Source organism: Streptomyces sp. NPDC050423, assembly GCF_040655445.1.
In the GTDB taxonomy this organism is placed as follows: Bacteria; Actinomycetota; Actinomycetes; order Streptomycetales; family Streptomycetaceae; genus Streptomyces.
In genome coordinates, this window is the sequence record NZ_JBFAJY010000020.1 from 48,226 (window position 1) to 70,024 (window position 21,799).

The 21,799-nt window shown below is 69.1% G+C and carries 12 protein-coding genes; 4 read left to right on the forward strand and 8 right to left on the reverse strand.

The genetic code is table 11. The features are described 5' to 3' along the window. Positions 1–7 precede the first annotated feature (7 nt). Entirely contained in the window at positions 8–469 is a 462-nt protein-coding gene (locus AB0I52_RS16975) for an ATP-binding protein (protein ID WP_363073251.1), read from the reverse strand. A gap of 252 nt (positions 470–721) precedes the next feature. Between AB0I52_RS16975 and AB0I52_RS16980 the strand changes: the two genes are divergently transcribed. Next, on the forward strand, positions 722–1,567 hold the full coding sequence (locus AB0I52_RS16980; RefSeq protein WP_363073253.1) for a helix-turn-helix transcriptional regulator: 846 nt from the start codon (positions 722–724) through the stop codon (positions 1,565–1,567). Continuing rightward, a complete protein-coding gene (locus tag AB0I52_RS16985; RefSeq protein WP_363073255.1) occupies positions 1,564–1,770 on the forward strand; it encodes a DUF397 domain-containing protein in 207 nt (68 codons plus the stop codon). Before AB0I52_RS16980 ends, AB0I52_RS16985 begins: the two co-directional genes overlap by 4 nt. 84 nt (positions 1,771–1,854) lie before the next feature. On the opposite strand, the gene AB0I52_RS16990 is transcribed toward AB0I52_RS16985, so the two are convergent. The 4 genes from AB0I52_RS16990 to AB0I52_RS17005 all read right to left on the reverse strand — a co-directional run bounded on the left by AB0I52_RS16990 (position 1,855) and on the right by AB0I52_RS17005 (position 11,801). Next, a complete protein-coding gene (locus AB0I52_RS16990; RefSeq protein ID WP_363073257.1) occupies positions 1,855–6,147 on the reverse strand; it encodes a type IIL restriction-modification enzyme MmeI in 4,293 nt (1,430 codons plus the stop codon). After that, positions 6,144–9,383 carry a DISARM system SNF2-like helicase DrmD gene (gene drmD, locus AB0I52_RS16995; RefSeq protein ID WP_363073259.1) on the reverse strand — a complete coding sequence of 1,080 codons (3,240 nt, stop codon included), beginning with the start codon at positions 9,381–9,383 and terminating at the stop codon, positions 6,144–6,146. The genes AB0I52_RS16990 and drmD overlap by 4 nt, the downstream gene beginning before the upstream one ends. 119 nt (positions 9,384–9,502) lie before the next feature. Next, complete coding sequence (locus AB0I52_RS17000; RefSeq protein ID WP_363073261.1) at positions 9,503–10,762, reverse strand: serine/threonine-protein kinase; 1,260 nt, start codon at positions 10,760–10,762, stop codon at positions 9,503–9,505. A 97-nt stretch (positions 10,763–10,859) separates the two neighbouring features. Next, positions 10,860–11,801, reverse strand: coding sequence for a serine/threonine-protein kinase (locus AB0I52_RS17005; RefSeq protein ID WP_363073263.1), 942 nt, complete (start codon positions 11,799–11,801; stop codon positions 10,860–10,862). Positions 11,802–11,961: 160 nt separating this feature from the next. Between AB0I52_RS17005 and AB0I52_RS17010 the strand changes: the two genes are divergently transcribed. Next, positions 11,962–13,947, forward strand: coding sequence for an N-6 DNA methylase (locus AB0I52_RS17010; RefSeq protein WP_363073265.1), 1,986 nt, complete (start codon positions 11,962–11,964; stop codon positions 13,945–13,947). Positions 13,948–14,029: 82 nt separating this feature from the next. Here AB0I52_RS17010 and AB0I52_RS17015 read toward each other — a convergent pair whose 3' ends face one another. Then, positions 14,030–15,115, reverse strand: coding sequence for a S1 family peptidase (locus tag AB0I52_RS17015; RefSeq protein WP_363073267.1), 1,086 nt, complete (start codon positions 15,113–15,115; stop codon positions 14,030–14,032). A gap of 425 nt (positions 15,116–15,540) precedes the next feature. Here AB0I52_RS17015 and AB0I52_RS17020 point away from each other — a divergent pair, with 425 nt between their 5' ends. After that, positions 15,541–16,425 carry an alpha/beta fold hydrolase gene (locus tag AB0I52_RS17020; RefSeq protein ID WP_363073269.1) on the forward strand — a complete coding sequence of 295 codons (885 nt, stop codon included), beginning with the start codon at positions 15,541–15,543 and terminating at the stop codon, positions 16,423–16,425. A 91-nt stretch (positions 16,426–16,516) separates the two neighbouring features. Here AB0I52_RS17020 and fxsT read toward each other — a convergent pair whose 3' ends face one another. Beyond that, entirely contained in the window at positions 16,517–20,452 is a 3,936-nt protein-coding gene (gene fxsT / locus AB0I52_RS17025; protein WP_363073271.1) for an FxSxx-COOH system tetratricopeptide repeat protein, read from the reverse strand. Beyond that, positions 20,449–21,750 carry an FxsC protein gene (fsxC, locus tag AB0I52_RS17030; RefSeq protein ID WP_363073364.1) on the reverse strand — a complete coding sequence of 434 codons (1,302 nt, stop codon included), beginning with the start codon at positions 21,748–21,750 and terminating at the stop codon, positions 20,449–20,451. Before fsxC ends, fxsT begins: the two co-directional genes overlap by 4 nt. Positions 21,751–21,799 lie beyond the last annotated feature (49 nt).

The following is a 21,799-nucleotide window of genomic DNA, read 5'->3' on the forward strand; positions in this document are numbered from 1 at the left end:
GCCCAACTCATGAGGTCACGACGGCGACTTCCGCCCAGACCGTCTTGGTGTACGCGTCGCGGACCACGCAGCCCCAGCGGTCCGCGTAGGCCTCGACGAGAAGCAGGCCGCGGCCGGATACCGCGTCGGCGGACGCAGGGGCCACTACCGACGTGGGCGGCAGGCGCTCGGGGCGTGTGTCCGTCACCTCGATGCGGAGGGCGTGCGCCAGGAGGAGGAGCGTCAGCCGGAAATCGCGGCCGGGGAGCCGGCCGTGGGTGACGGCGTTGGCGGCCAGCTCGGCGGTGACCAGGGCTACGGTTCGGGCCGTGTCGGAGTCGTACGGGCTGCCGCACCACTCGGTGAGCTGCTGGACGGCGAGGTTACGGGCCAGCCGGGCGCCGCGTGGAGTGCTGCTGAGGCGGAGACTGAACTCGGGGGCCGCGGCGAGAGGCCCGGGAGGCTCCTGGGTGTTCTTCTGTTGCTTCACGACGTCATCGTGGAACCGCGCGAGCGCCGCTGACCAGATGTGACGGCCGTACGGACGAGAGCCGGTACGGGCCGGGCGAGGATGTTCCACCCTGAGTTGTACGGGTCTTGTACGGGTGCTGTACGGGACGGGGGCCGTGTCCCCGGAAATGGGTCATCCGTTGAACCTTGCCCAGCTGTAGTGGCGTTGAGGAACGCTACCGGTGGGCGGTGGGGCGGGCACGAGCGGGTGGCGGAAGGGGCGTGAAGACGCATGCGGGATACGCGGAACGGCCGGGCGACGAAGACGAGGGAGGACATTGAGCTGCCGGGCGTGTGGGTGGCTTACGGCAAACTCCTCCAGCACCTGAGGAAACGGGCCGGGTTGAGCCAGCAGGCCTTGGGGGAGGCGATCGGATACTCCCTGGAGCAGGTCGCCTCGGTCGAACAGGGGCGGCGGCCGGCGAAGGAGGCGTTCACGGTCGCGGCGGGCCGGGTGCTGGGCGGGGGTGGGGTGCTGGAGGTGCTCCAGGCCGATGTGGACCGGGCCAAACTCCCCAAGTTCTTCCGCAACTTCGCCCTCATCGAGGCGGAAGTGCTGAGCCGCTTCTCGTACGACCCGCTGCTGGTGCCCGGCCTGTTGCAGACGGAGGCGTACGCACGGGCGGTGTTCGGCGGCCACTGCCCGCCGTTCAGCGAGCAGATCATCGACCAGCACACGGAGGCTCGGCTGAGCAGGCAGAAGCTGCTGACTCGGGATCCGTTGGCGGAGTTGTCGTTCATCATCGGGGAGGAGGCGTTGCGCGATCCGGTGGGCGACAGCGAAGTGATGCGCGCTCAGTGGCGACATCTGCTGGAAGTAGGCAGGTTGCGGAATGTCGAGGTACAGGTCATGCCAGCTGGGCTGGGGTTCCATCCAGGGAAGAACGGGCCCTTCGTGACGGTCGAGACGAAGGAGCTCCAGCACCTCGGGTACTTCGAGTCACAGGGGGTCGGGTGCGTCGTCGGCGATCCGACGGAGGTCAGCTCGTTCGGCTTGCGATGTGGCAAGCTGCGATCGCAGGCCCTGAACGTCGAGGCGTCTGCGCGGCTCATCGAACGGCTGGTGGGAGAGACATGAGCGTGGAGCAGGTAACCGAGAACGTTGACGAGCTGCGCTGGTTCAAGAGCAGCTACAGCGGATCGGACGGCGGTGACTGCGTGGAGGTGGCCGCTGGCGCCGGTGCGGTGTACGTACGGGACTCGAAGGTTGCGGGCGGCGGACCGGTGCTGCGGGTCGGCCGGGGCGAGTGGGCGGCGTTCGTGACGCTCGCGCGTGGGTAGCGCCGACAAGGCACCGTGAACGGAACAACGGGCTCGTCCGCATCAAGTGAGTGACGCGGACGGGCCCGTTGTCGTGCGGCAGGCTCAGAAGAGGGCGCCCTCTCCGCCCTGACCGAAATCTGATCCGCCTCGCGCAGCGAGCTGCTCCTTGCGCTTCCGGATGGCGTCGGCAGAGGGTTTCGGCATGTCCGGATGCTTGGCCGGCTTCTTGTGCAGCCCGAGGTGGACCTCGTCCGCGTACGCCTGGTGATTCAACTGGCGCAGCCGGTCGATGATCTCGGTCCGGGCGAGCAGCCCGATGGTGTAACGGGTGCCCTGGTCCGTCTCGTGGAAGCCGTGGTCCAGCGGGAATGTCTCGTGCGTCGGGTCCGCGTGCGGGGTCTGCCCGGAGTCGTCCAGGAGGTCGAACCAGCCGTATGCCTCGACGGTGGCTCGGTCGATCTCCTGGTGGATGCGGCGGAGTTCGACGATGTCGTCGTCCTGGCAGTCGGGGTTGTGGACGAGGTTGTAGGTGGCGGTTAGACCCATATTGCGGGCCAGCATGAGGTCCCGGCGGTAAGTGTCGATGCGGGTACCGGAGGCACGGAGACGGGGAGTTAGCGGTGGACGGACAAGAGTTTCAAAGACGTCGGTGGGGGTGTAGCGGAGGTCACCCTTCATCGTCGAGCCCCGATCAATCGCCCACCAGTAATGAGAAGAACTGGAGAGAACAGCGAGCAATGCTGGGTCGTCAGAAGAGAAGACTCCAAGCATGTGCGAAAAGACTTGCCCGGTTGACACCATCACAGGCATTACTACCTTACTCACCAGTGTAATTACGATACATCGATCGAGAGGTTCAATGCCCCTATACAGGTTGGGCCGATGGGCAGCGAATCTCCACCAATACTCCCTGTAGCTCTTAATTGGGTCACTGTCCCGCTGAGGCTTTACTCGCTCCCTGACTCGCTCCAAAAGACCTGGATATTCCCTAGCCTTGTCGAGATCCCAATCCCAAAAAGAGATAACTGAGCGACTCGCTGACAGATCACTTCGCCCATTCAAGTCCTGCCCGTTGAGGTACGACCTCAGAACTTGCGCATTCCCGGGGCTCTCAAAAACCCAACGCCTCGCTTCTTCAGGCGGCATGGTGAATCCAGTTCCGAGAATATTGGACCCCTGAAACACCAAGAATTTATTGGCGACCAGCCGGCCAATTGGCCCGGAGAACCGAGTCACAGGAGTCAGAGATGACGTGATAGCACGTACCGGAACGCCATCCAAGTGACACCTGACGTCAGCGCTCATTGGATTCTTACTCAACCAAACAGCACAATACTCAAGAACTGCCGACTTCGATGGCCAAGCCTCGCTCTTGACAGCACGCCTAACCTGAACTCCATCACGCATGAGCTGCTCAAGCCCAACAGCACGGGAATCACCCTGAGATAGGGTATTAGTTGCAATGATTGCGCCTTGGCCATCGGGATTTTGAGCGTCATCCATCCGCATAAGGAAGTAGGCCACAAGGTCCGCAGTACCTCGGATCCCACGAATCCCCCGTCCCAAATGTTCGACCAGATACTCTCTATAAGCCTCACCAAACGCAGTCTTGAGCTTAAGCCCACCCAAAAAAGGCGGGTTCCCCACAACCGCATCAAACCCACCCCCCACCGAAAACACCTCCGGAAACACCAACGGCCAATGCACCGGCCGCCGCTCCATACCCCCCGCCGGCAACTCCGCCCCCAGCCACTCCTCCGCCGTCACCCGCGCCTGCCGCACGATCTCCGAGTCGTCCTCGACGCCCTCCGCAAAGAGCTTCTCCACGAGCCAAGCCGCCTGCGGGAACAGGTCCCTGACCCGCTCGCCGCCATCCGGCGCGTACCACTCCACCCGCCCCGACGCACAAGTGGCCAGCGCCGCCCCCGCGATCAGGTCGCCCACCAACCGCAGCTTCCGCGAGTGCCGGTTGACCTCCGCCAGCCGCTCCCGCTTCTGCTGGAGCGCGGGCAAGTCCACGCCCTTGATCGCGGTGATCGCCAGGCGTTCCGCCGTCAGCTCGTCGATCAATGACGCGGCCTCGTGCACCAGTACGTCGCTCTGCGCCCTCGGCTTCATGTGCACCGACTGCAACTGCTCCATGTTGTGCACGCCCAGCAGCGAGTCCCCCGCCACCAACCGGTCGTCCAGGAACGTGAACGGCCGGGTCGGGTCCATCGACACCAGCCACAGCGACAGCTTCGCCATCTCCACGGCCATCGGGTTGATGTCCACCCCGTACAGGCAGTGCTCGATGATCTGGCGGCGGGACTCGACGACCACCGGGTCCTGCTCCGCGTCCGCGGCCGTCACCGCGTCGACGGCCCGGCCGGCCCGGTACGTCATCGCGTCCGTACGGCCCTGGTTCTCCCACGCCTCGATCAGGCGGTCCCCCAGGTAACGGCACGCCGCCACCAGGAACGCCGCTGACCCCATCGCGATGTCCGCGACCTTCAGCTTCAGGATCTGCTCGGGCGACTTCAGCCGCCACTCCCCCGCATCCGCCGTCTGGAGCGGCCCCGGCTCGTACACCAGCGGCTCGAGCGCGTGCCGGACCACGTCCTCCGCCAGGAACCTGGGTGTGTAGTGCGTGCCCGTGTTCTTCCGGAGCGAGGACTCCGTGACGTACAGCGAACCGTTCGGGATGACCATCGGCAGGTCACGGAGGTCGCGCCGCAGGATGCCGAAGAACGGCAGCAGGCGCTCGCTCAGTGCCACGTCCTTCGTCACCGCGTTCAGCTGCCTGCGCGCCTCCACCTCGTCCTTCGCCGGGGCCAGCAGCTTTTCCAGCCGCGAAGCGCTCGCCGGGGGCTTCGGGTCCTTCCACTTCTCGTGGATGGCCTTGGCCAGGGCCGGGACAGAACCGCCGGACTTGACCGCCAGCGCCTCCAACTCCCGCAGCGCCACCTCGTGTTCGAGGCCCCCCGGACCGATCAGCCCCACCATGTCCTCGACCGCGCGCTCGCCGCCGTACGAGAGCAGGCCCTCGTACACGTAACCGATCTGCTCCACGTCCAGGGCACGGAAGCTCAGCGTGCGGACTTCGGCGTTCTTGCCCGTGCCGACGCGGACCTCCTGCACCGACTGGAGCATGTGCAGGACCGTGCGGTCGTCGATCGGGAGGAGCGGGGTGGTGAGCTCCAGCCAGGCGTACGTGTCCGGGGCGAAGATCGAGCCGTCGTATGCCGGGAGGTGCAGCTCGGGGTGGTCCACTCCCCCGTGCACCGCGTGGAAGAGGGCGATCAGGCGGTGCCAGGCGGAGGTGGTGTGTTCGAGGGCGCTCTCGCCCTCCTCGTCGGCGCGGGCCTTGAGTTCGGAGCGCAGGAAGCGGGCCGAGTACGACGTCGCGTACACCTCGTTGTCCGCCGGCAGCAGGCCACGTTCCTCCGCGTACAGGAGGAAGACGATGCGCATCATCACCGCGACCGCGCCCCGGTAGACCTCGCCGGCGGCCACGCCGGAGGCGTGCAGCCCGGGGGCGCCCGCGTCCATCGCCCGGACGTCCGCCCGCCCGATGGCGTCGACGAGGAGCTCCACGGCCTGGCGGACCTGGACGCCGAGCGCTTCGGTGACGTCCTCACCGGCGGCCAGGCTGGCCTTCAGCAGGCCGACCAGCGTCTCGGCGTCCTCGTACTCGAAGAAGCGACGGCGACGGAGGAGGGAGACGAAGGCGCGGACCACGTTGCGTTCGGCGGCCTCGTTCCAGCCGATGGTGTCGAAGACGGCCGTGGTGGTGACGCCGCCGATGGGGGCCCAGACCAGGCACCACCAGCGGCCGTCCGTGACGAGGCCGAGCGGGATGTCGTGGTGGCGCAGGAGCCGTCCCAGGCGGTCCGCCGGGGAGGCCGCCCAGTCGGCGCCGGCGGCGGAGCGCGAGGTGGGGACGGTTCCGGCGGGGACTGTCATGCCGAGTACGCGGACCCGCTTCGCGGCCGAGGCCGTGTCGGGTTCGGCCGCGAGGCCGGTGCCCGGTTCGGCGAGGGCGAAGTCGGGGCGGAGTACCGCGCCGTGTTCGGGGACGTGGAGAGTGAGGCGGTCGAGGTCGATGTCCTCGTCCTCGCCCTGGCGGAGCGTGAGCGCGTCGCCCCAGCCGAGGAGGGAGCGCAGGATGTGCGCGACCCATTCGTCCCGGCCCGCGGTGGTGTCGTTCTGCCAGTCCGCGTGGCGGGCCCGCAGGCGGGCGCGGTCGTCCCTCTCCAGGGCGTCGAGCTGGGGCCAGGCCTGTCGCAGGACCGGCATGGTGAGGAAGGGGCCCGAGACCTCGGTGAGGTCGAGCCATTCCTGGTGCTGGCGGCGGCCGTCGAGCGCCTGCGCCTTGGCTGCGGCGAGACCACGGTTGACGGGGCGGGGGCTCATCGGCGGGCTTCCTTTGCGGGGATCACGAAGACGACGGCTACGGGGAAGAGGTGGGCGCGGGGGTCGCGGTAGCGGGCGGTGATCGCGGCGAGTTCCCGCTCACGCTCGGCGGGCAGGCCGTCGAGGCGCTGCTGCCAGCGGGTCCGGTCGTCGTCGTACTGGCGGCGTTCGGCGGCGGTGATGTCATGCCGGCTGAAGAGCGCGTACTGCTCGCCCGTGCCGTCGCCGTCCTCCTTGAGCTTGGCCTGCAGAGTCGCTTCGAAGCGGCCGAGGGTCGCCATGATGCGGTCCTCTTCCTGCCTGCGCCGGTCGGCTAGGGCCTTGACCAGGCTGTCGCCTCGTTCGCGGGCCCGTGCTTCGAGGGAGGTGTTCAGCGGTGTGGCGAGCTTCTCCCAGGCGGTGGTGAGTTCCTGCCTGAGGTGCGGGGCCGCCTCGGTGCCTTCGGTGAGGGCCTTCGCGAGGGCGTCGCCCTGCGTGCGTACGGACTCCCAGCGGCGGAAGCGGCCCGTGTCGCCGAACCAGCCGCCCGCGTGGATGACCTCCTCGTGCAGCCGGGTGCCGTCGTTGCCGACGAGGACGTACCGGGCGTAGGCCGAGACGAGGGTGGTCGTGACCGCCGGGTCGTCGCTGACGACGGCAGTGACGCGGTGCAGGCCGACGGAGTCCGCGTTCCAGACCGCAGCGGTCAGCAGGCGGGTCGACAGGGCCACGAGGGGGTGCTTGAGGTGGGTGAGGACGACGTCGTCACGGCCCCGGGCCGCGACGGCCGCGTCGAACGTGATGGGGCGCTGCTCGTCCTCGCGGAGCTTGTGGGCGAGACCGCGGCTCGCCCGTTCCCAGGTGCCGGAGAGGGGCGGGACCTCGTACAGGTCGCCCGGGTCGAAGTCCTCGGCCAGGGTGCGGTCGGGGGTCAGGGGCGGCTGGTGGTCGAGGGCGAGGGCGGTGTCGACGACGCGCTTGATGTTGGCCGGGGTGAGGCCGAGCGTGGAGACGGTCTCGTCGTACTGGTCGGCGAGACGCCTGGACTGGGCGGTGACGTTCTGCTCGGGGGCGACCTCGCCGCCGGTGCGGCGGCCCTGGATGGTGCGGGGCTTGGCGTTCTCGATGTCGACGGGCATGGTGTCGCCGGTCATGCGGCGCTGGACGGCCTCGGCGATGACGGCGTTCACGGAGCCGAGGTCCTGTTCCATGCGGGCGACCTTCTTCGCCACGCGGGACAGGAACTCCAGATCCGCTTCGTACGATCCGGCCTGGGCCTGCTGCCAGCCGGAGCCGATGAAGTGGGAGATCTCCGGGTCGTGGCGCTGCCCCCAGCGGTCGATGCGCCCGATGCGCTGTTCGAGCTTGTTGGGGTTGAACGGGATGTCGTAGTTGATCAGACGGTGGCAGTGGTTCTGGAGGTCGATGCCCTCGCCGGCCGCGTCGGTGGCGAGCAGGATGCGGACCGCGCCCTCGGCGGTGGCCGGGTCGGCCTGGAAGCCGAGGCGGATGCGCTCGCGGTCCTCGGTGCTGAGGCCACCGTGCAGGACGGCGGTGCGGCCGTCGTCGGTGAGCTTCTCCTGGCGGAGCAGGGTGAGGAGCCAGTCCAGGGTGTCGCGGTACTCGGTGAAGACGACGATGCGCTCGTTCGTCCAGTGCTTGCCGTCGGCGGTGCGGCAGACAGCCTTGAGGGTGCGCAGGAGCACGGCCGCCTTGGAGTCGGCGTCGGCCTCGTGGGTGACTGCCCAGCGCTCCATCCGCTGGAGCAGGTCGAGCTCCTGGTTGTCCTCGGCGGGGGTGAGAGAGGTGGAGCGGGTGAGGGCGGCGTCCTCGGCGTCGACGAGCCCGAGGTCGTCCAGGTCGGCGACCATGTCCGCGAAGTCGTCCAGCCAGTCCGGGACTTCGGCAGCCGCGCTGCGTGTGCGGGAGCCGGTGTCCTCCAGATGGGACAGGTACACGCGGACCGTGCGGAGGAAGGCGGCCGGGGAGGAGAAGAGACGCTTCTTCAGCAGCAGGGTCACCAGGTCGGCGGCGCGGCGGCCGCCCTTGGCGGTCGGGACGAGCTTCTTGCGCCGCAGATCGGCGAACGAGCTGAGCAGGCCGTGGATCTCGCGCTCGGTGCCGGTGTAGTCGACCGGGAGCTGCTCGGTCCTGCGGGTACGGAAGCGAGGTGTGCCGTCGGCGTTGGTGACCGTTGCCTTGAGGCGGCGTACGACGGTGTCCTTCAGCGCGTCCTTGTCGGGGTCCATGCCGCGGGCGAATCGCTGGTCGTCGATGAGTTCGAGGAGCGCGGTGTAGGACTCGGGGTAGCCGTTGTGCGGGGTGGCGGAGAGGAAGAGGCGGTGCTCGAAGTGCGGGACGAGGCGGCGGATCAGCTTCGTCTGCTGGGAGTCGACCGCGTAGACCTGCTTGGGGGCGGACGGGGCGACATGGTGGGCCTCGTCGAGGATCAGCAGGTCGAAGAACCGCTTGTGGTCGCCGTCGCGGCTCTCCTCGGTGGCGCCGATGACCTCGTCGAGGAGGCGCTGGGCCTTCGTGCCGCGCAGCCAGGGCAGCGACACGATGGTCAGCGGGTGGACACGGAAGGGGTTGGCGGAGGTGCCGTGGGTGCGGCGGAGCCGGGCGCAGTGCTCGGAGTTGACGACGGTGAAGTCGAGGCCGAACTTCTCCGCCATCTCGTCGCGCCACTTCAGGGTGAGCCCGGCAGGGCAGACGACCATGATGCGGCGGGCACGGCCGCGCAGCAGCAGCTCCTGGGCGACGAGGCCCGCCTCTACGGTCTTGCCCAGGCCGACGTCGTCGGCGAGCAGCAGGTTGACGCGGGGAGCGCCGACCGCGCGGGAGACGGGCTCCAGCTGGTAGGGCTCGACGGCGACGCCTGAGCGGAAGGGGGCCTGGAGCGTCTTGGAGTCGGCGGAGGCGACGGCGGACCAGCGGACGGCGTCGAGGAACGCGGCGAGGCGGGACGGCGGGTCGTACTGGCCGGTGGAGGCGTCGGGAAGGGAGCCGGCGGGCAGGACGCGGCGGCCGGGCTCGACCTCCCAGATAACGGAGAGCGTGTCGCCGAAGCGGCCGTCGGCGACGGACTGGAGGTGGATGAGGGTGGCGGGCCTGCGCGTGTCGTCCTCGCCTCCGGACGGGGACGGCTCGACGCGGGCGACCACCCAGGACTGGCCGCGTACCTCGACCAGCTTCCCTTCCTCGGGAAGCTCCTGCGCCCCGGTCCGCTCGCTCTCGCGCTGGGCTGTTGACGTCATCGGCGCTGTTCCCCTCGATTTCTGCGGCAGCCGCCCGTGGGTGAGGGCCCTGCGCTCCCACCCGAGCGGCGCCGTCGCAGCGTAACATGCCAATATAACTGTGAACAGAGATTACAAAGTCATGGACGCGGCATACGGTCCAGGCGCTTCAGGAGTGCCCGCGACCGGCCCCGGCGCGGGTCGTCCGAAGCCAGGGCGCGCTCCTCGTCATCAGCCAGCCGGCGCAGCAGTTCCGCCGCGGGATGCCGGTCCCCCGCGCGCACCAGGAGCACCGCGATCTCGTAGCGCGTGTCCAGCACTCCGGGATCGGCCGGTCCCAGAAGGCTGCGCTGTTCCGCGAGCACGGACATGAGCTCCTGCAGCGCCTCGCGAGTGCGGCCGAGCGCCCCGTCGCACAGGGCGGCACCGACCCGGGCCGCGAGGACGTCGGCGGGGCCGAGGCCGGGGGTCGCGAGAAGGTCCCGGTACTCCTCCAGCGCGGGGGCCGGGCGACCGGAGCGGCGCAGGGCGGTGATCTCGGCCAGTCTCGGATGGACGAGAACGGTCGCGGCCGGCGCGGGAGCCCAGGCCGCGAGCAGTGCGCACACCTCCGCCGCCGATCCGGGCCGGTTCTCCGGTTCCTTCTCCAGCAGGGCTTCCACCAGCTGCGTCAGACCGGGAGGAATGCCATGCCGAAGCCCGTCGAGCTGTGGCACGGGATCGTTCGCATGCTGGTGGTACAGCATGAAGAGGCCGCCCTCCGTGAACGGAGGCTTCCCGGCGAGCAGTTCGTACAGGACGCAGCCGAGCGAGTAGAGGTCACTCGCCGGGACGGTCTTGCCGACCGCCTGCTCGGGCGCCATGTAGATCACTGTCCCGGGGGTGGCATTGGCCGCGGTGAAGCGCGTCTCGCCCGGACGGGGTTCCAGGGCGGCCGCGACGCCGAAGTCCAGCACCTTGACCTCGTCGGCAGGCGTGATCATCAGATTCGAGGGCTTGAGATCGCGGTGGACGACGCCCTGGCCGTGGGCATAGGCCAGCACGTCGGCGACGGTCCGGGCGACAGCGGCGGCCTGCTCGACGGCCAGAGTGCCTTCGTCCTTGAGCACCGCGTCCAGGGCGCGGCCCGGTACGCGCTCCATCACCAGGTACAGCTCGCCGTCCTGGCTGCCGTGGTCGTACACCTCCGGAATACCGGGGTGACTCAGGCGGGCGGTGATCCGCGCCTCGCGCAGGAACCGGCGTTCCAGGGTCGACAGCTCGGAGCCGTACCCCCGGGGAATGAGCAGCTTGACAGCCACCTCCCGTCCGTCGGCGGGGTCACACGCCGCCCAGACGACGCCCATGCCTCCCCGGCCCAGCTCGTGAGTGAGCTCGTACCGCCCAAGGCTTCGCCGCATTGCGCCCGTCCCCAGTTCCGGCGCCGACAGCGCCTGTCACACCCCTACGACCGAGGCAGTGCGGCGCACCCGATCGGCGGCAACATCCTCTCACCCATCACAGGGGACGCGGTCCTTGCGGGACACGGAAGGGCCGACAGGGGTCCTCGGCAGGACGGCGGTGGGAGGCCAGCTCAGGGGCGGGGCCCGGGAGGTAGGGAGCGAGGGCCACGTACACCTCGGTGGCGGAAGCCGGACGCTCGTGCGGATCCTTGGCCAGCAGTGAGCTGATGAGCTCCTGCAGCGGGTCTGGAACATCCACGCCTGATGTCGCAGCCGGCGGCGGAACTTCGTTCAGGTGGCAGGAAACCAGACGGGCGGGCTGGTCGGTGGCGAAGGGAGGTGCGCCGGTGAGCATGTGGTGCAGCAGACAGCCCACCGCGTAGAGATCACTACGGCCGTCGATGGCGCCACGGCCGGACAGCAGCTCGGGCGAGGCGCAGAGGATGTTGCCGATGCCCTCCCCGGTCATGGTCAGGCGCGGGTCCACGTCCGCGAGCAGCTTGACGAGACCGAAGTCCAGAATCTTGACGATCCCGTCGCGCCGGACCATGACGTTCTGGGTCTTGAGGTCCCGGTGGACCAGTCCGGCGGCATGCACGGCGGACAGTCCCGAGCACAGCTGTGCGGCGACAGCGGCCGCAGTAGGCACGTCAAAGCGTTCGCCCTCCTGCTGGTCGAAGAGGTAGTCCAGGGTGGTCCCGTCGACCAGCTGCATGACGAGGCAGCAGGTTCCCTCGGTGACCGAGGCGTCGTACACGGTGGTGACGTTGGGGTGGTCGAGGCGGGCAGCCGCCCGTGCCTCGCGCCCGAAGCGCGCCAGGGCCTCGTCGCGCCCGCGCTCCACGGCCATCAGCTCGGACGCGATGGTCTTCACCGCCACCGGGCGGTCCAGGCGCAGATCGCTTCCCTGCCACACCTGACCCATCACGCCGCGCCCGAGCACGGACTCCAGCCGGTACCGGTCGTGCAGCACCATTCCCGGTGCGAACGTCTGCATATCTCCCACCCTCCACATGATTCACACACCGATGTCACAAGTCGAGCCTGTGAACAAAGTCAATGTGCGTAGTAGCCTGCCAGAACAGCGGTTGCCGCTGGGATGCCGACCCGCAGGCCGGACAGGCCAGAGCCCGCACATCACCCCCGGAGAGCCTTCGATGAGCACAACCAGCCCCGTACCCGTCAGCCTGGCCGAGATCGCCCGGATCGCCGGTGTGGGCCGTGCGGCGGTGAGCAACTGGCGACGCCGTCACGACTCGTTCCCCTCCCGCATCGGCGGCACGGACGTCAGCCCGCAGTTCTCGCTGGCCGAGGTCGAGCAGTGGCTGCGCAGTAAGGGAAAGCTGTCGGACGCCGGGGCTCGCGAGTTCCTGTGGCCGCGGTTCGAGGCGCTCGGCAGCCGTGACGAATCGGGCTTCACGATCGCCGAGGCGGCGCGCCGGATGCGTTCGCCCCGGGCCCGGTCCACCACGTCGGAGCTCTCCGACGAGGCCAGGAGTCTGGTCACGGACGCCGCCCGTCTGGGGCGCAGCGAGGGGCAGCGTGCCACATTCGAGTTCCTGTTGCAGCGCTGGCTGGACACTCATGTGCGCCAGCTCAGCACCACGCCTCCCCAACTGGCCGCACTTATGGCCCGGATCGCACTCGACAGCAGGCTCGGCGACGGGGAGGGCGGGCTCAGCGTCTTCGACCCGGCCTGTGGCACGGGGCACCTGGTGGCGGCAGCCGCCCAGGAGTACGACGGCCCCGGTCTGACCCTGCTGGGGTGCGAACGTGACCCGGCGCTGGCCGCTCTCGCGTCCGCGCGGCTGGAGTTCGTGACCGAGGGGCGGGACGTCCGTACCGAGATCGAATCCGTCGACTCCTTGCGTGCGGATCCGTTCCCCGGGCTGAGGGCGGACGTCGCCCTGTGCAATCCGCCGTTCAACGAGCGCGACTGGGGCTACGAGGAACTGGCAACCGATCAGCGCTGGACTCACGGGCTACCGCCTCGCACCGAGCCGGAACTGGCCTGGGTCCAGCATCTCCTCGCCCATCTCAGGCCCGGCGGCACCGCTGTGATCGTGCTGCCTCCGGCTGTCGCCTCCCGCAAGGCCGGGCGCCGCATCCGGGGCTCGCTGTTGCGTACCGGAATGCTGCGGGCCGTCGTGGCCCTGCCGCCCGGCTGCGCGCAGCCGCACAGCGTTTCGCTCCAGCTCTGGATCCTTCGCGCCGCTCCCGAGGGGGCCGCCGCGGGCCCCTCGGCTCAGGACGCCCTGCTCGTCGACGCTACGCGTTCGGCGAGGCCGGTAATGCGTGAGCAGGGGCCCGACTGGACGGCCCTCACCGAGTTCGTCCGCTCCGCGGTGTCACAGCTCGACGGCCCGGTGGACGCTCTGCCCGAAGGGGCGGTGCGGGTTTCTCTGCTCGACCTGCTCGACGATGAGGTGGACGTCACCCCGGGCCGCTACACAGGGGCCGGAACAGAACCGTCCAGGGGCGAGCTCACCGCTTCGTGGGGCGAACTGAGCGGGTGCCTCAACGAGCTGAGCGAGCTCGTGAGTCACCTGTCGAAGGTCGCCCTGACAAGCGCGGAGCCGCGGGCCACCGCCACAGTGGGGGACCTCGTCAAGGCGGGCGCCCTCACTCTGGGTGCGGGGCAACAGCCCGCGGACACCGCAGATGCCGAGCCGGGGGCTCGCCTGCCCCTGCTCACCGTGGCCGATCTGCTCACGGACGGCGTGCCCACCGGAGAGGTGAGACCGGATGCCGCGCACACTGTGGTGAAGGAGGGCGATGTGGTGGTCGCCGGGGTGGTCCGTGCGTTCAAGGCTTGGGTGCACCACGGCGAACCCGTGGCGCTGGGACCACAGTTGTACGCCTTGCGCGTCGCTCCGGAGAAACTGGACGCCGACTTCCTCGCCGGCTGTCTTCGCGCACCCATGAACGGCCGGCAGGCAGGAACTCACGCATCCAGCTCCTCCCGGGTCGACGTCCGCCGCCTCCTGGTGCTCCAGCTGCCTCTCGATGAGCAGGCGGTCTACGCCGACACCTTCCGCCGCCTCACGGCTTTCGAGTCGCTGCTGTCCCGGACGGCCGGCCTCGGTCGCGGCGTCGTGGACGATGTGCGGGACCGTCTGGCGGCAGGCGGGCTGACGAACTGACGGGGACGGCGCGCGACTGGGCCGGACCCGACGCGAATGGCCCCCGGCAGCGCCGGGGGCCATCCACCACTGCGCGGAGCTGTCAGCCGATCTCGGCCCCGAACGCCGCCAGCGCCTCCGGCACCGGCTGGAAGAACGTCTCGCCGCCCGAGGAGCAGTCGCCGCTGCCACCCGAGGTCAGCCCGATCGCCGTGTCACCGGCGAAGAGCGAGCCGCCGCTGTCGCCGGGCTCGGCGCAGACCGTCGTCTGGATCAGCCCGTTGACGATGTCGCCGTTGCCGTAGTTGACCGTGGCGTTCAGCCCCGTCACCTGGCCGTCGTGCACCTGGGTGGTGGAACCGCTGCGCGACACCGTCATCCCGACGGTCGCCTCGCCCGCCTTGGTGATCGTCTGGGTGGAGCCGTTGTAGAGGTCGACCTCGCTGGGGTGCTCCGTGCCCGAGGTGTACTTCACCAGCCCGAAGTCGTTGCCCGGGAACTCCGAGCCCGCGTTGGTGCCGATCTGCCCGCCGCCCTGCGAGTCCGACCAGCTGGAGATCGCCTCGGTGCAGTGCCCGGCGGTCAGGAAGTACGGTTCGCCGCCCTTGACCACGTTGAAGCCGAGCGAGCAGCGCCCGCCGTCGCCCCAGATCGCGTCGCCGCCCGCGATGAGCGGCTTGAACTCCCCGGCGGACTTCGTGAGCCGGGCCTTGCCGCCCAGCCCCTCGACGACCGAGGTGAGCCGGCTCAGGTCGGCACCCTTGACCGTACGGTCGGCCGTGACGACGACCTTGTTGCTGACCGGGTCGACGGCCCACGAGGTGCCGGGGATCGAGGCCTTGCCGGCCAGGGTCTGCTGTGCCGACTTCAGATCGGCGAGCGAGTTCTGTACGACTCTGGCCTTGCCGCCCGCCTGCCGCACCTGATCGACGGCTGCCCGGTCGACCACGTTCATCACCAGGTTCTTCGACTTGGCGTCGTAGTACGACCCGGCCGCGTCGCTGCCCAGGTCCTTCCCGAGACCGGTGGCGAGCTTTCCGGCCGCGTCGGCCGTCAGCGTCCGCGCGGTGACCTCGGGCGTTCCTTCACTGGCGTTCGCACTCTGGAACGTCGCTCCCGCTGCGACCAGGGCGACCACCGCCGAACCCGCCAGCACTGCGCGCTTCCTGGATATGCGTCGATGCTTCAACTTCGACCTCCTGTGGGGCCGCGCACGGGTGATGTGGGGTCGCCCGTACACGGAGGATGGGGCGCCCACTATTCCGACGGGGCAGATAGCACACAAGGCCGACTCCAGGACGCACACACGACAAGACCTCTTCGGTCTCACCGTGTTCACTTACCGGGGGTCAGCGTTGCCGGTTCCGCCTGCGAACACCAGGTGCGATCGCCGCGTCGGCAGCCGGTGAGGAGAGGTCCTGTCCTGTTCTCGCCCTCCAGAGTCCGGATACTGGGGCTGCGGGTCCGGATGCGGTGCAGGCCCCCTCCGGCGAACACGGGTTCCTTCCGACAAGGAGTGCCGGTCGCGCCATTGATGCGCCATCATCGGACTGACAGCACACGCCGGGCAGTTGATGCCCGGAACACGCGGGGTCGACGAACAGAGGAGTCGGGGTGCGCAATCGGGTGCGGGTGGCGGACGGGCGGCATCTGATGGTCGAGCGTCAGGGGGATCCGCACGGCAGACCTGTCTTCCTCCTCCACGGAATGCCGGGCAGCCGGCTCGGCCCCGCTCCACGTGGCATGGTCCTCTACCAGCGCAAGATGCAGCTGATCGCCTACGACCGTCCGGGCTACGGTGGTTCCGACCGGCTGCCGGGACGCCGGGTGGTGGATGTCGTCGAGGACGTACGGGCGATCGCGGACTCGCTGGGCCTGGAGCACTTCGCCGTGGTCGGCCGGTCCGGCGGCGCGCCGCACGCCCTGGCCTGTGCCGCGCTGATGCCCGACCGCGTGACCCGTACCGCCGCGCTGGTGGGCCTGGCCCCCTGGGACGCCGAGGGCCTCGACTGGTTCGACGGGATGGCCGCGTCGAACGTACTCGCGTACTCCACCGCCGCGGCCGATCCCGACGGACTCGCGGAGTCCTTCATCAGCCGCTCTGCGGAGATCCGGCAGGACCCGGTCCGGCTCCTGGACGACCTGCGCCGCGAGCTGACCGACTCCGACCGGATCGTGGTCAACGATGTCGGCATTCGCACCATGCTGCTCGCCAACTACCGTGAGGGGCTGCGTACATCGGCGTACGGATGGATCGACGACGCGATCGCGTTCTGCCGGCCCTGGGGGTTCGACCCCGCGGACATCACGGGTCCCGTGATGCTGTGGCACGGTGAGAAGGACGTGTTCTCGCCGATCGGCCACTCCCGTTGGCTGGCCGGACAGATCCCGGACGTCACCGCTGTGATGGAACCGACGGCGGCACACTTCGATGCGCTGTCCGTACTTCCGTCCGTGCTCAACTGGCTGCTGGACGAACGGGAAGCCGCGGTCTGCTGAAGACTGCGGTCCGGTGAAGACAGCGGTCCGGTGAAGACAGCGGTCCGGTGATCCAGGTGACCGGGGCTCCGAACGGGAGCCCCGGCCTGGATCACACCGACATCGGTTCCAGCTCTCGCCAGAACCTGCGCTCGTCCCTCGCGATCCGGGTCAGCGGATGATCGTCCCCGAGCTGCCGCGCCAGCTCGTCACCGGTCTCCGCCCGCAGTCTCAGCGCCTCGTCCTTGCGCCCCATCGCGTCGAGCGTGACCGCGAGGTTGGAGGTCATGGCCAGGGTCTCCGGATGGTGTGCCCCGAGAACCTCTCTGAGCTGGCCGGAGACCCGCCGCTCGGTCTCCAGCACGATGCCGAGGTCGCCCTCGACGGCTGTCGCGTTGGCCAGGTTCATGGCGGAGAACAGGGTGTTCGGATGCTCCCGCCCGAACACCTCGCGCATCGAGGCGACCACCTTCGTCAGCAGTCTCTCCGCCTCCCCGGGCACACCCGTCCCCGAGAGGTAGGCGCCGAGGTTGTTCTGCGCGGCCAGGGTGTACGGGTGCTGCTCCCCCGGCACCTTCATGTACTGGTTGACGACCTCCTGCGCGGTGTCCCGGGCCTCGGCCGCCTCCCCCGCGGCGAACAGGTCGGCCGCCATGTTGAGGTCACAGGCCAGTGATTCCGGGTTGGCCGAGGTGTACTTGGCCCGGTACCTGGCGCGCGTGGCCACCGTCAGCCTGCGCGCGTCCTCCAGTTGCCCCGCCCGGCGCAGCGACACCGCGAGGCTCTTCGAGGCACTCAGGGTGGTCGGATAGGTCCGGCCGAGGGTGGCCTTGAGGGTGTCGTACGTGCGGCTGAGCAGGCCTACGGAGTCCTCGTAGCGGCCGACCTCACGCAGGTCACGGGCCAGGTTGAGGGCAGAGGACAGGCTGTGCGGATGTTCCTGCCCCAGCACCTCCGACCGCAGGTCGTAGCAGTCCTGGTCGATCTCCCTGGCCCTGGCGTACTGTCCGACGCTCCGCAGGTTCAGCGCCAGGTTGTTGGCCGCCGCCAGTGTCCGGGCGTGCCTCTCGTGGAAGATCTGGTTGAAGCCGTCATGCGCTTCGGTCGCCAACTCGATGGCACGCCCGTAGTCGCCGAGCAGACCCAGGTCGATGGCGAGACCGCTGGTGGTCATGTACGTGTGCGGGTGCTCCGGCCCCAGCACCTCACGCTGCAGCCGAAGGGTGAACTCGTCGAGATCCCTCGCCTCCACGTACCGTCCGCGGGTGCGCAGGATGTTGGAGAGGTGGAAGCAGAGGTACAGGTACTGGATGTCCCGTTCCCCCAGCATCTCCAGCCAGCTCTCCCGGAGTTCTTCTCCGAGGGTGCCCGCGGTCCTGACGTCTCCGCGCTTCCACAGATAGCGCACCCGGTCGATCAGGAGCCTGCGGGTCTCGGGGTCCCTGCAGTTGCGCGCGTCGGACGGGCCGAGGTGCGGCCAGATCGTGGCGAAGCGCGGCCAGGTCTCCGGGTTGTCGATCGGTTCGGTGTCGTCGGGCCTGGCGCCCGCGAGGATGCGGTGGACGACGTGCCGGGCCTCGCGCTGTTCCTCCTCGCTGAGCTGAGCCCTGATCACCGCCTGCACCAGCCGGTGGACCTGGATGGAGTTGGAGACCTGGTCGACCTTGGCGAGGGCGAACCGGCCGATCTCCCGGATGACCCGGCCCAGCACCAGCTTCTCCTGGAGCGAGGAGTCGTACGGCTTCAGCGCCTCGATCATCTCCTTGCTGTACAGGAGATTCGCCGAGATCGGCTCGGGTGCGAAGAACGCACAGAGCTGGAGCAGCCGCACCGCCGCCGGCGAGCGCTCCTTGAGGCGTTCGATGGAGATGTTCCAGGTCGCCGCGACGGGTTCCGGGTATCCGGCGGGCTGGTTCAGGGCCAGGACCTGGGGAGCCTGGCGGGCCAGCTGCTCCAGATAGGTGTCGATGGGGGTCGCGGTCTCAGCGATCCAGGCCGCCGCCTGCTCGACGGCGAGCGGCAGGTCACCGACGGCTGTCGCCACCTGGGCGGCATCCTCGGCGCTCAGCCCCGGGGCCCGCCGCTGGAGGTGCTCGACCGACTCCTCCCGGAGGAAGACGTCAACAGGCAGCGCGTCACCGTGCTGGGACCATGCCTGGTTCCTGGAGGTCACCAGGATGTGCCCCGAGCCACCCTGCGGGAAGTAGCGCCTGAGGCGCTCGGGATCGTCGGCGTTGTCGAAGACGAGCAGCCACCGGTCCGAAGGCACTCCGCGCCGCAGCAGGTCGACGGCCTCCTGGGAGGCCGCCGCCATGTCGTCGCCGCCCTGGGCACCGAGCCGGATGGCCAGTTCGGCGAGTCCCGCGATCACGTCATCGGTCTGCTCCGACGATATCCACCACACCAGGTCGTAGTCGGCCATGAAGCGGTGCACGTACTCAAGGGCCACCTGCGTCTTGCCGACGCCTCCGAGCCCGTACAGGGTCTGCGGCTGCGGCAGCACGACGGCCATGCCCCCGCCCAGCTGGTCGCGCATCCGCTCCAGGACCAGGGAGCGGCCGGTGAAACCGGGGTTGCGGGGCGGCGCGTTCCAGATCTTCGGCACCGTGCCGGGGAACCGGGGACCGGCCGCCGCTCCGTCGCCGAGCTGCACCGACCTGTCCAGGGCGCGCATCAGGGCTGTCGTGGCCTGCACCTCGTCCAGCCGGAACAGGTCGACCGGGTTGCGGTCGATGTAGGGGGCGGAGAGCCGGACATCGCCGATCCGCAGCGGCAGCAGCTGGCGCCGCCCGCCACCGGGGTCCTCGGAGACCGCTCGGTCCCACAGGTCCACGGCCCGCTGGGACTTGAGGTAGGCGCTGGAGAGCAGCACCACCGTGCGGGTCGCGGTCTCGGCCGCGGAGGGCGCGGCGTCCGCCAGTGCGGGATCGGCGGACACGTCACGCGGGACGACCCGGAATCCGGCCCGGGTGAGGACCGATTCGATCCAGTCGGCCCACATGCGGTTCTCCGCCACATAGCTGAGGAGGAGATCGGCGGGCAGGCCCGGCCTGCGCCGGGTGAAAGCGTCGCGGATGCGCAGCCGTACCTCTTCGCCGACCGGGGGCATCGAGGTGATTTCCTGTTGGGTGACGACCGCCGTGAGGCGTTCGAAGGCGGACAGCAGCGAGTTGCTGAGACCGGCCTCGTCCCCGAAGGTCGCGAGGGTTTCCTCGTACGCGTAGTAGGGGCGGTACGGAATCTCCACCGCGCCCCAGTAGGCGGTGAGTTCGTCTCCCGACAGGTCGCGGGGCAGCCGGTCGAACTTCAGGCGAGCCAGGGCGCGGCCGGCGTCGGCCTTCTCCTTCTCGCCCTCGTCGATGCGCATCGGGACGGGGAAGATGGAGATGGGCCGGCCCGTGTAGCGCTCGGCGATCTGCCGGGCGACGGAGGCGGCTCCGTCGATGGACTGGTCGCTCAGGGTGAAACAGTCGACGAGCACGTCCGGGAGGTGGACCGTGCAGATGTCGGCGATGTCGCTGAGGCCGGTGCGACTGTCGATGAGTACGTAGTCGTAGTTGGCCTTCATGTCGTCGCGCAGGGCGTCGAAGAAGTGGCCGCCGCCGAGCCGGTCGTAGAAGTTGTCCCAGTCGAAGGTGGAGACGGTGGCGGAGTACTCGCGGTTCTGGCGCCCGGCCGAGACGAAGTCGAGCGTGCCGCCCCGCGGGAACTGCCAGCCGAGCGCCTCCGGATTGAGCGAGACGGCGTGCGGCTGGATGCGGGCGTAGTCGCGGTGCCAGTCGTCGGACCGCTGGACGGGGTTGGTCGCGGCCCAGGCGTACTCGGTGATCAGGTCGATCACCCCGGTGGTGGCACCGAGCGTCGACGGGTCGAGGAAGGGGTGGAAGAACCGGTGGAGTCCGGGAGCCTCCAGGTCCCAGTCGACGGCCAGTACCCGCTTGCCATTGGCGGCGAGGATCCAGGCGGTGTTCGCCAGGGCCATCGTGCGCCCCGTACCGCCCTTGTACGAGTAGAAGGTGACGATGCGCCCGTCACGGCCGGCTGTCATACGTCCTCCGCATCCGTCGCAGGGTCGTGCATGTCGGGTATGAACTGCGTGCCGCCCATGGGCCCCATCAGTCGCGTCCGTTCACTGTGCCGCCCGCCCGCCGGCGGATAGACCGTGGCATGTCTCAGATACTGCTGGGCGGCCACCTCGACCACTTGGGGGAGGACCTGTCCGAACGCCTCCATGGTGGGCACCCCCTTGGCCGCGGCGCGGCAGAAGGCCCGCCCCTGCCGCATCTTGACCGGCAACGTCTGTTCGAGCTTCTCGGTCAGTTCGGCCTCGGCGGCCCTGCTCTGGTGGTCGTCGCGGCACCAGGGCACGACCATGGTCACCCAGGGCCGGTTCTCCGCGTCGAATGCCGCGAGCCTGCGTCTGCGGTCCTCGTCCTGCAGGGCCCAGCGGTCGACCAGGAGTATCTCCGGCGTCCTGGGTTCCTGCTTGCCCTCGCGCTGCCCGGACTCCTCGTCGAACGAGGTGATGACGGCCTGGTAGTTGAGCGCACGGACCAGTTCCTCGGCGACATAGGCCAACGGTCGTGCGGCAGCCGGGTGGTAGGGATTCCAGTCCTGTGGGTGGTCGCCGTAGTAGTCGGCGATACGTCCTTCCGGCAGGTCGTGCCGGGTGGGAGCGGCGATGGTGATCTGCATCGGCCGGGGGGCTCCCGCCCCGCTGCTCACTGATCCGAAAGCGCTGGGGGCGAGGCGGTAGTCGACGGGCCTTCCGGTGTCGATCTGCGCCGTGTCGGCGACACTGACGATGCGCTTGGCGAGCTCGTAGACGGCCCGTTCGTATTCCTGGGCGAACAGCCGGAGTTTGATCAGTCCGTAGAGTCCGTCACTGACGTAACGTTCCCCGAAATCACGGTGGTTGAACTGTAACCGCTCGGCCGATCCCGGTAGTTGGCTGGGTGGCACCGGGACCCAGAGTGCCGGAACGATCGCCTCGGCCGACTGGTTCGACCGGGCCCGTTGGTGAATGACGCGCTGCTCGAACGCGTACCACTCCTTGCCGCACATCTCACTGGCGAAGTACCGCGGCGAGAACAGCGGTACGAAGACGCGGCAGCTGGCGAGTACGCTGCCCAGCCGCTCCGACCAGCCCTCCCCGGAACGTATCTCCCGGTCCATGAACCCCGCGGACGCGCCCGCGGGCAGATCGGTCATGGCCATAACATGACCGCAGAGATCTTGGAAAAGCCGTTCGACCCACATATCGGGGTCCGTTCCACCGCCGTACCCCGGTGTATGCGCGTAACTCAGGAAAAAGTACGGCCGATGGTCCGCCGCTCGCTGCTGCATCGATGCGTGCACACGACCCCCGTCCTGTGTGATCACCGCATCCCAGGCT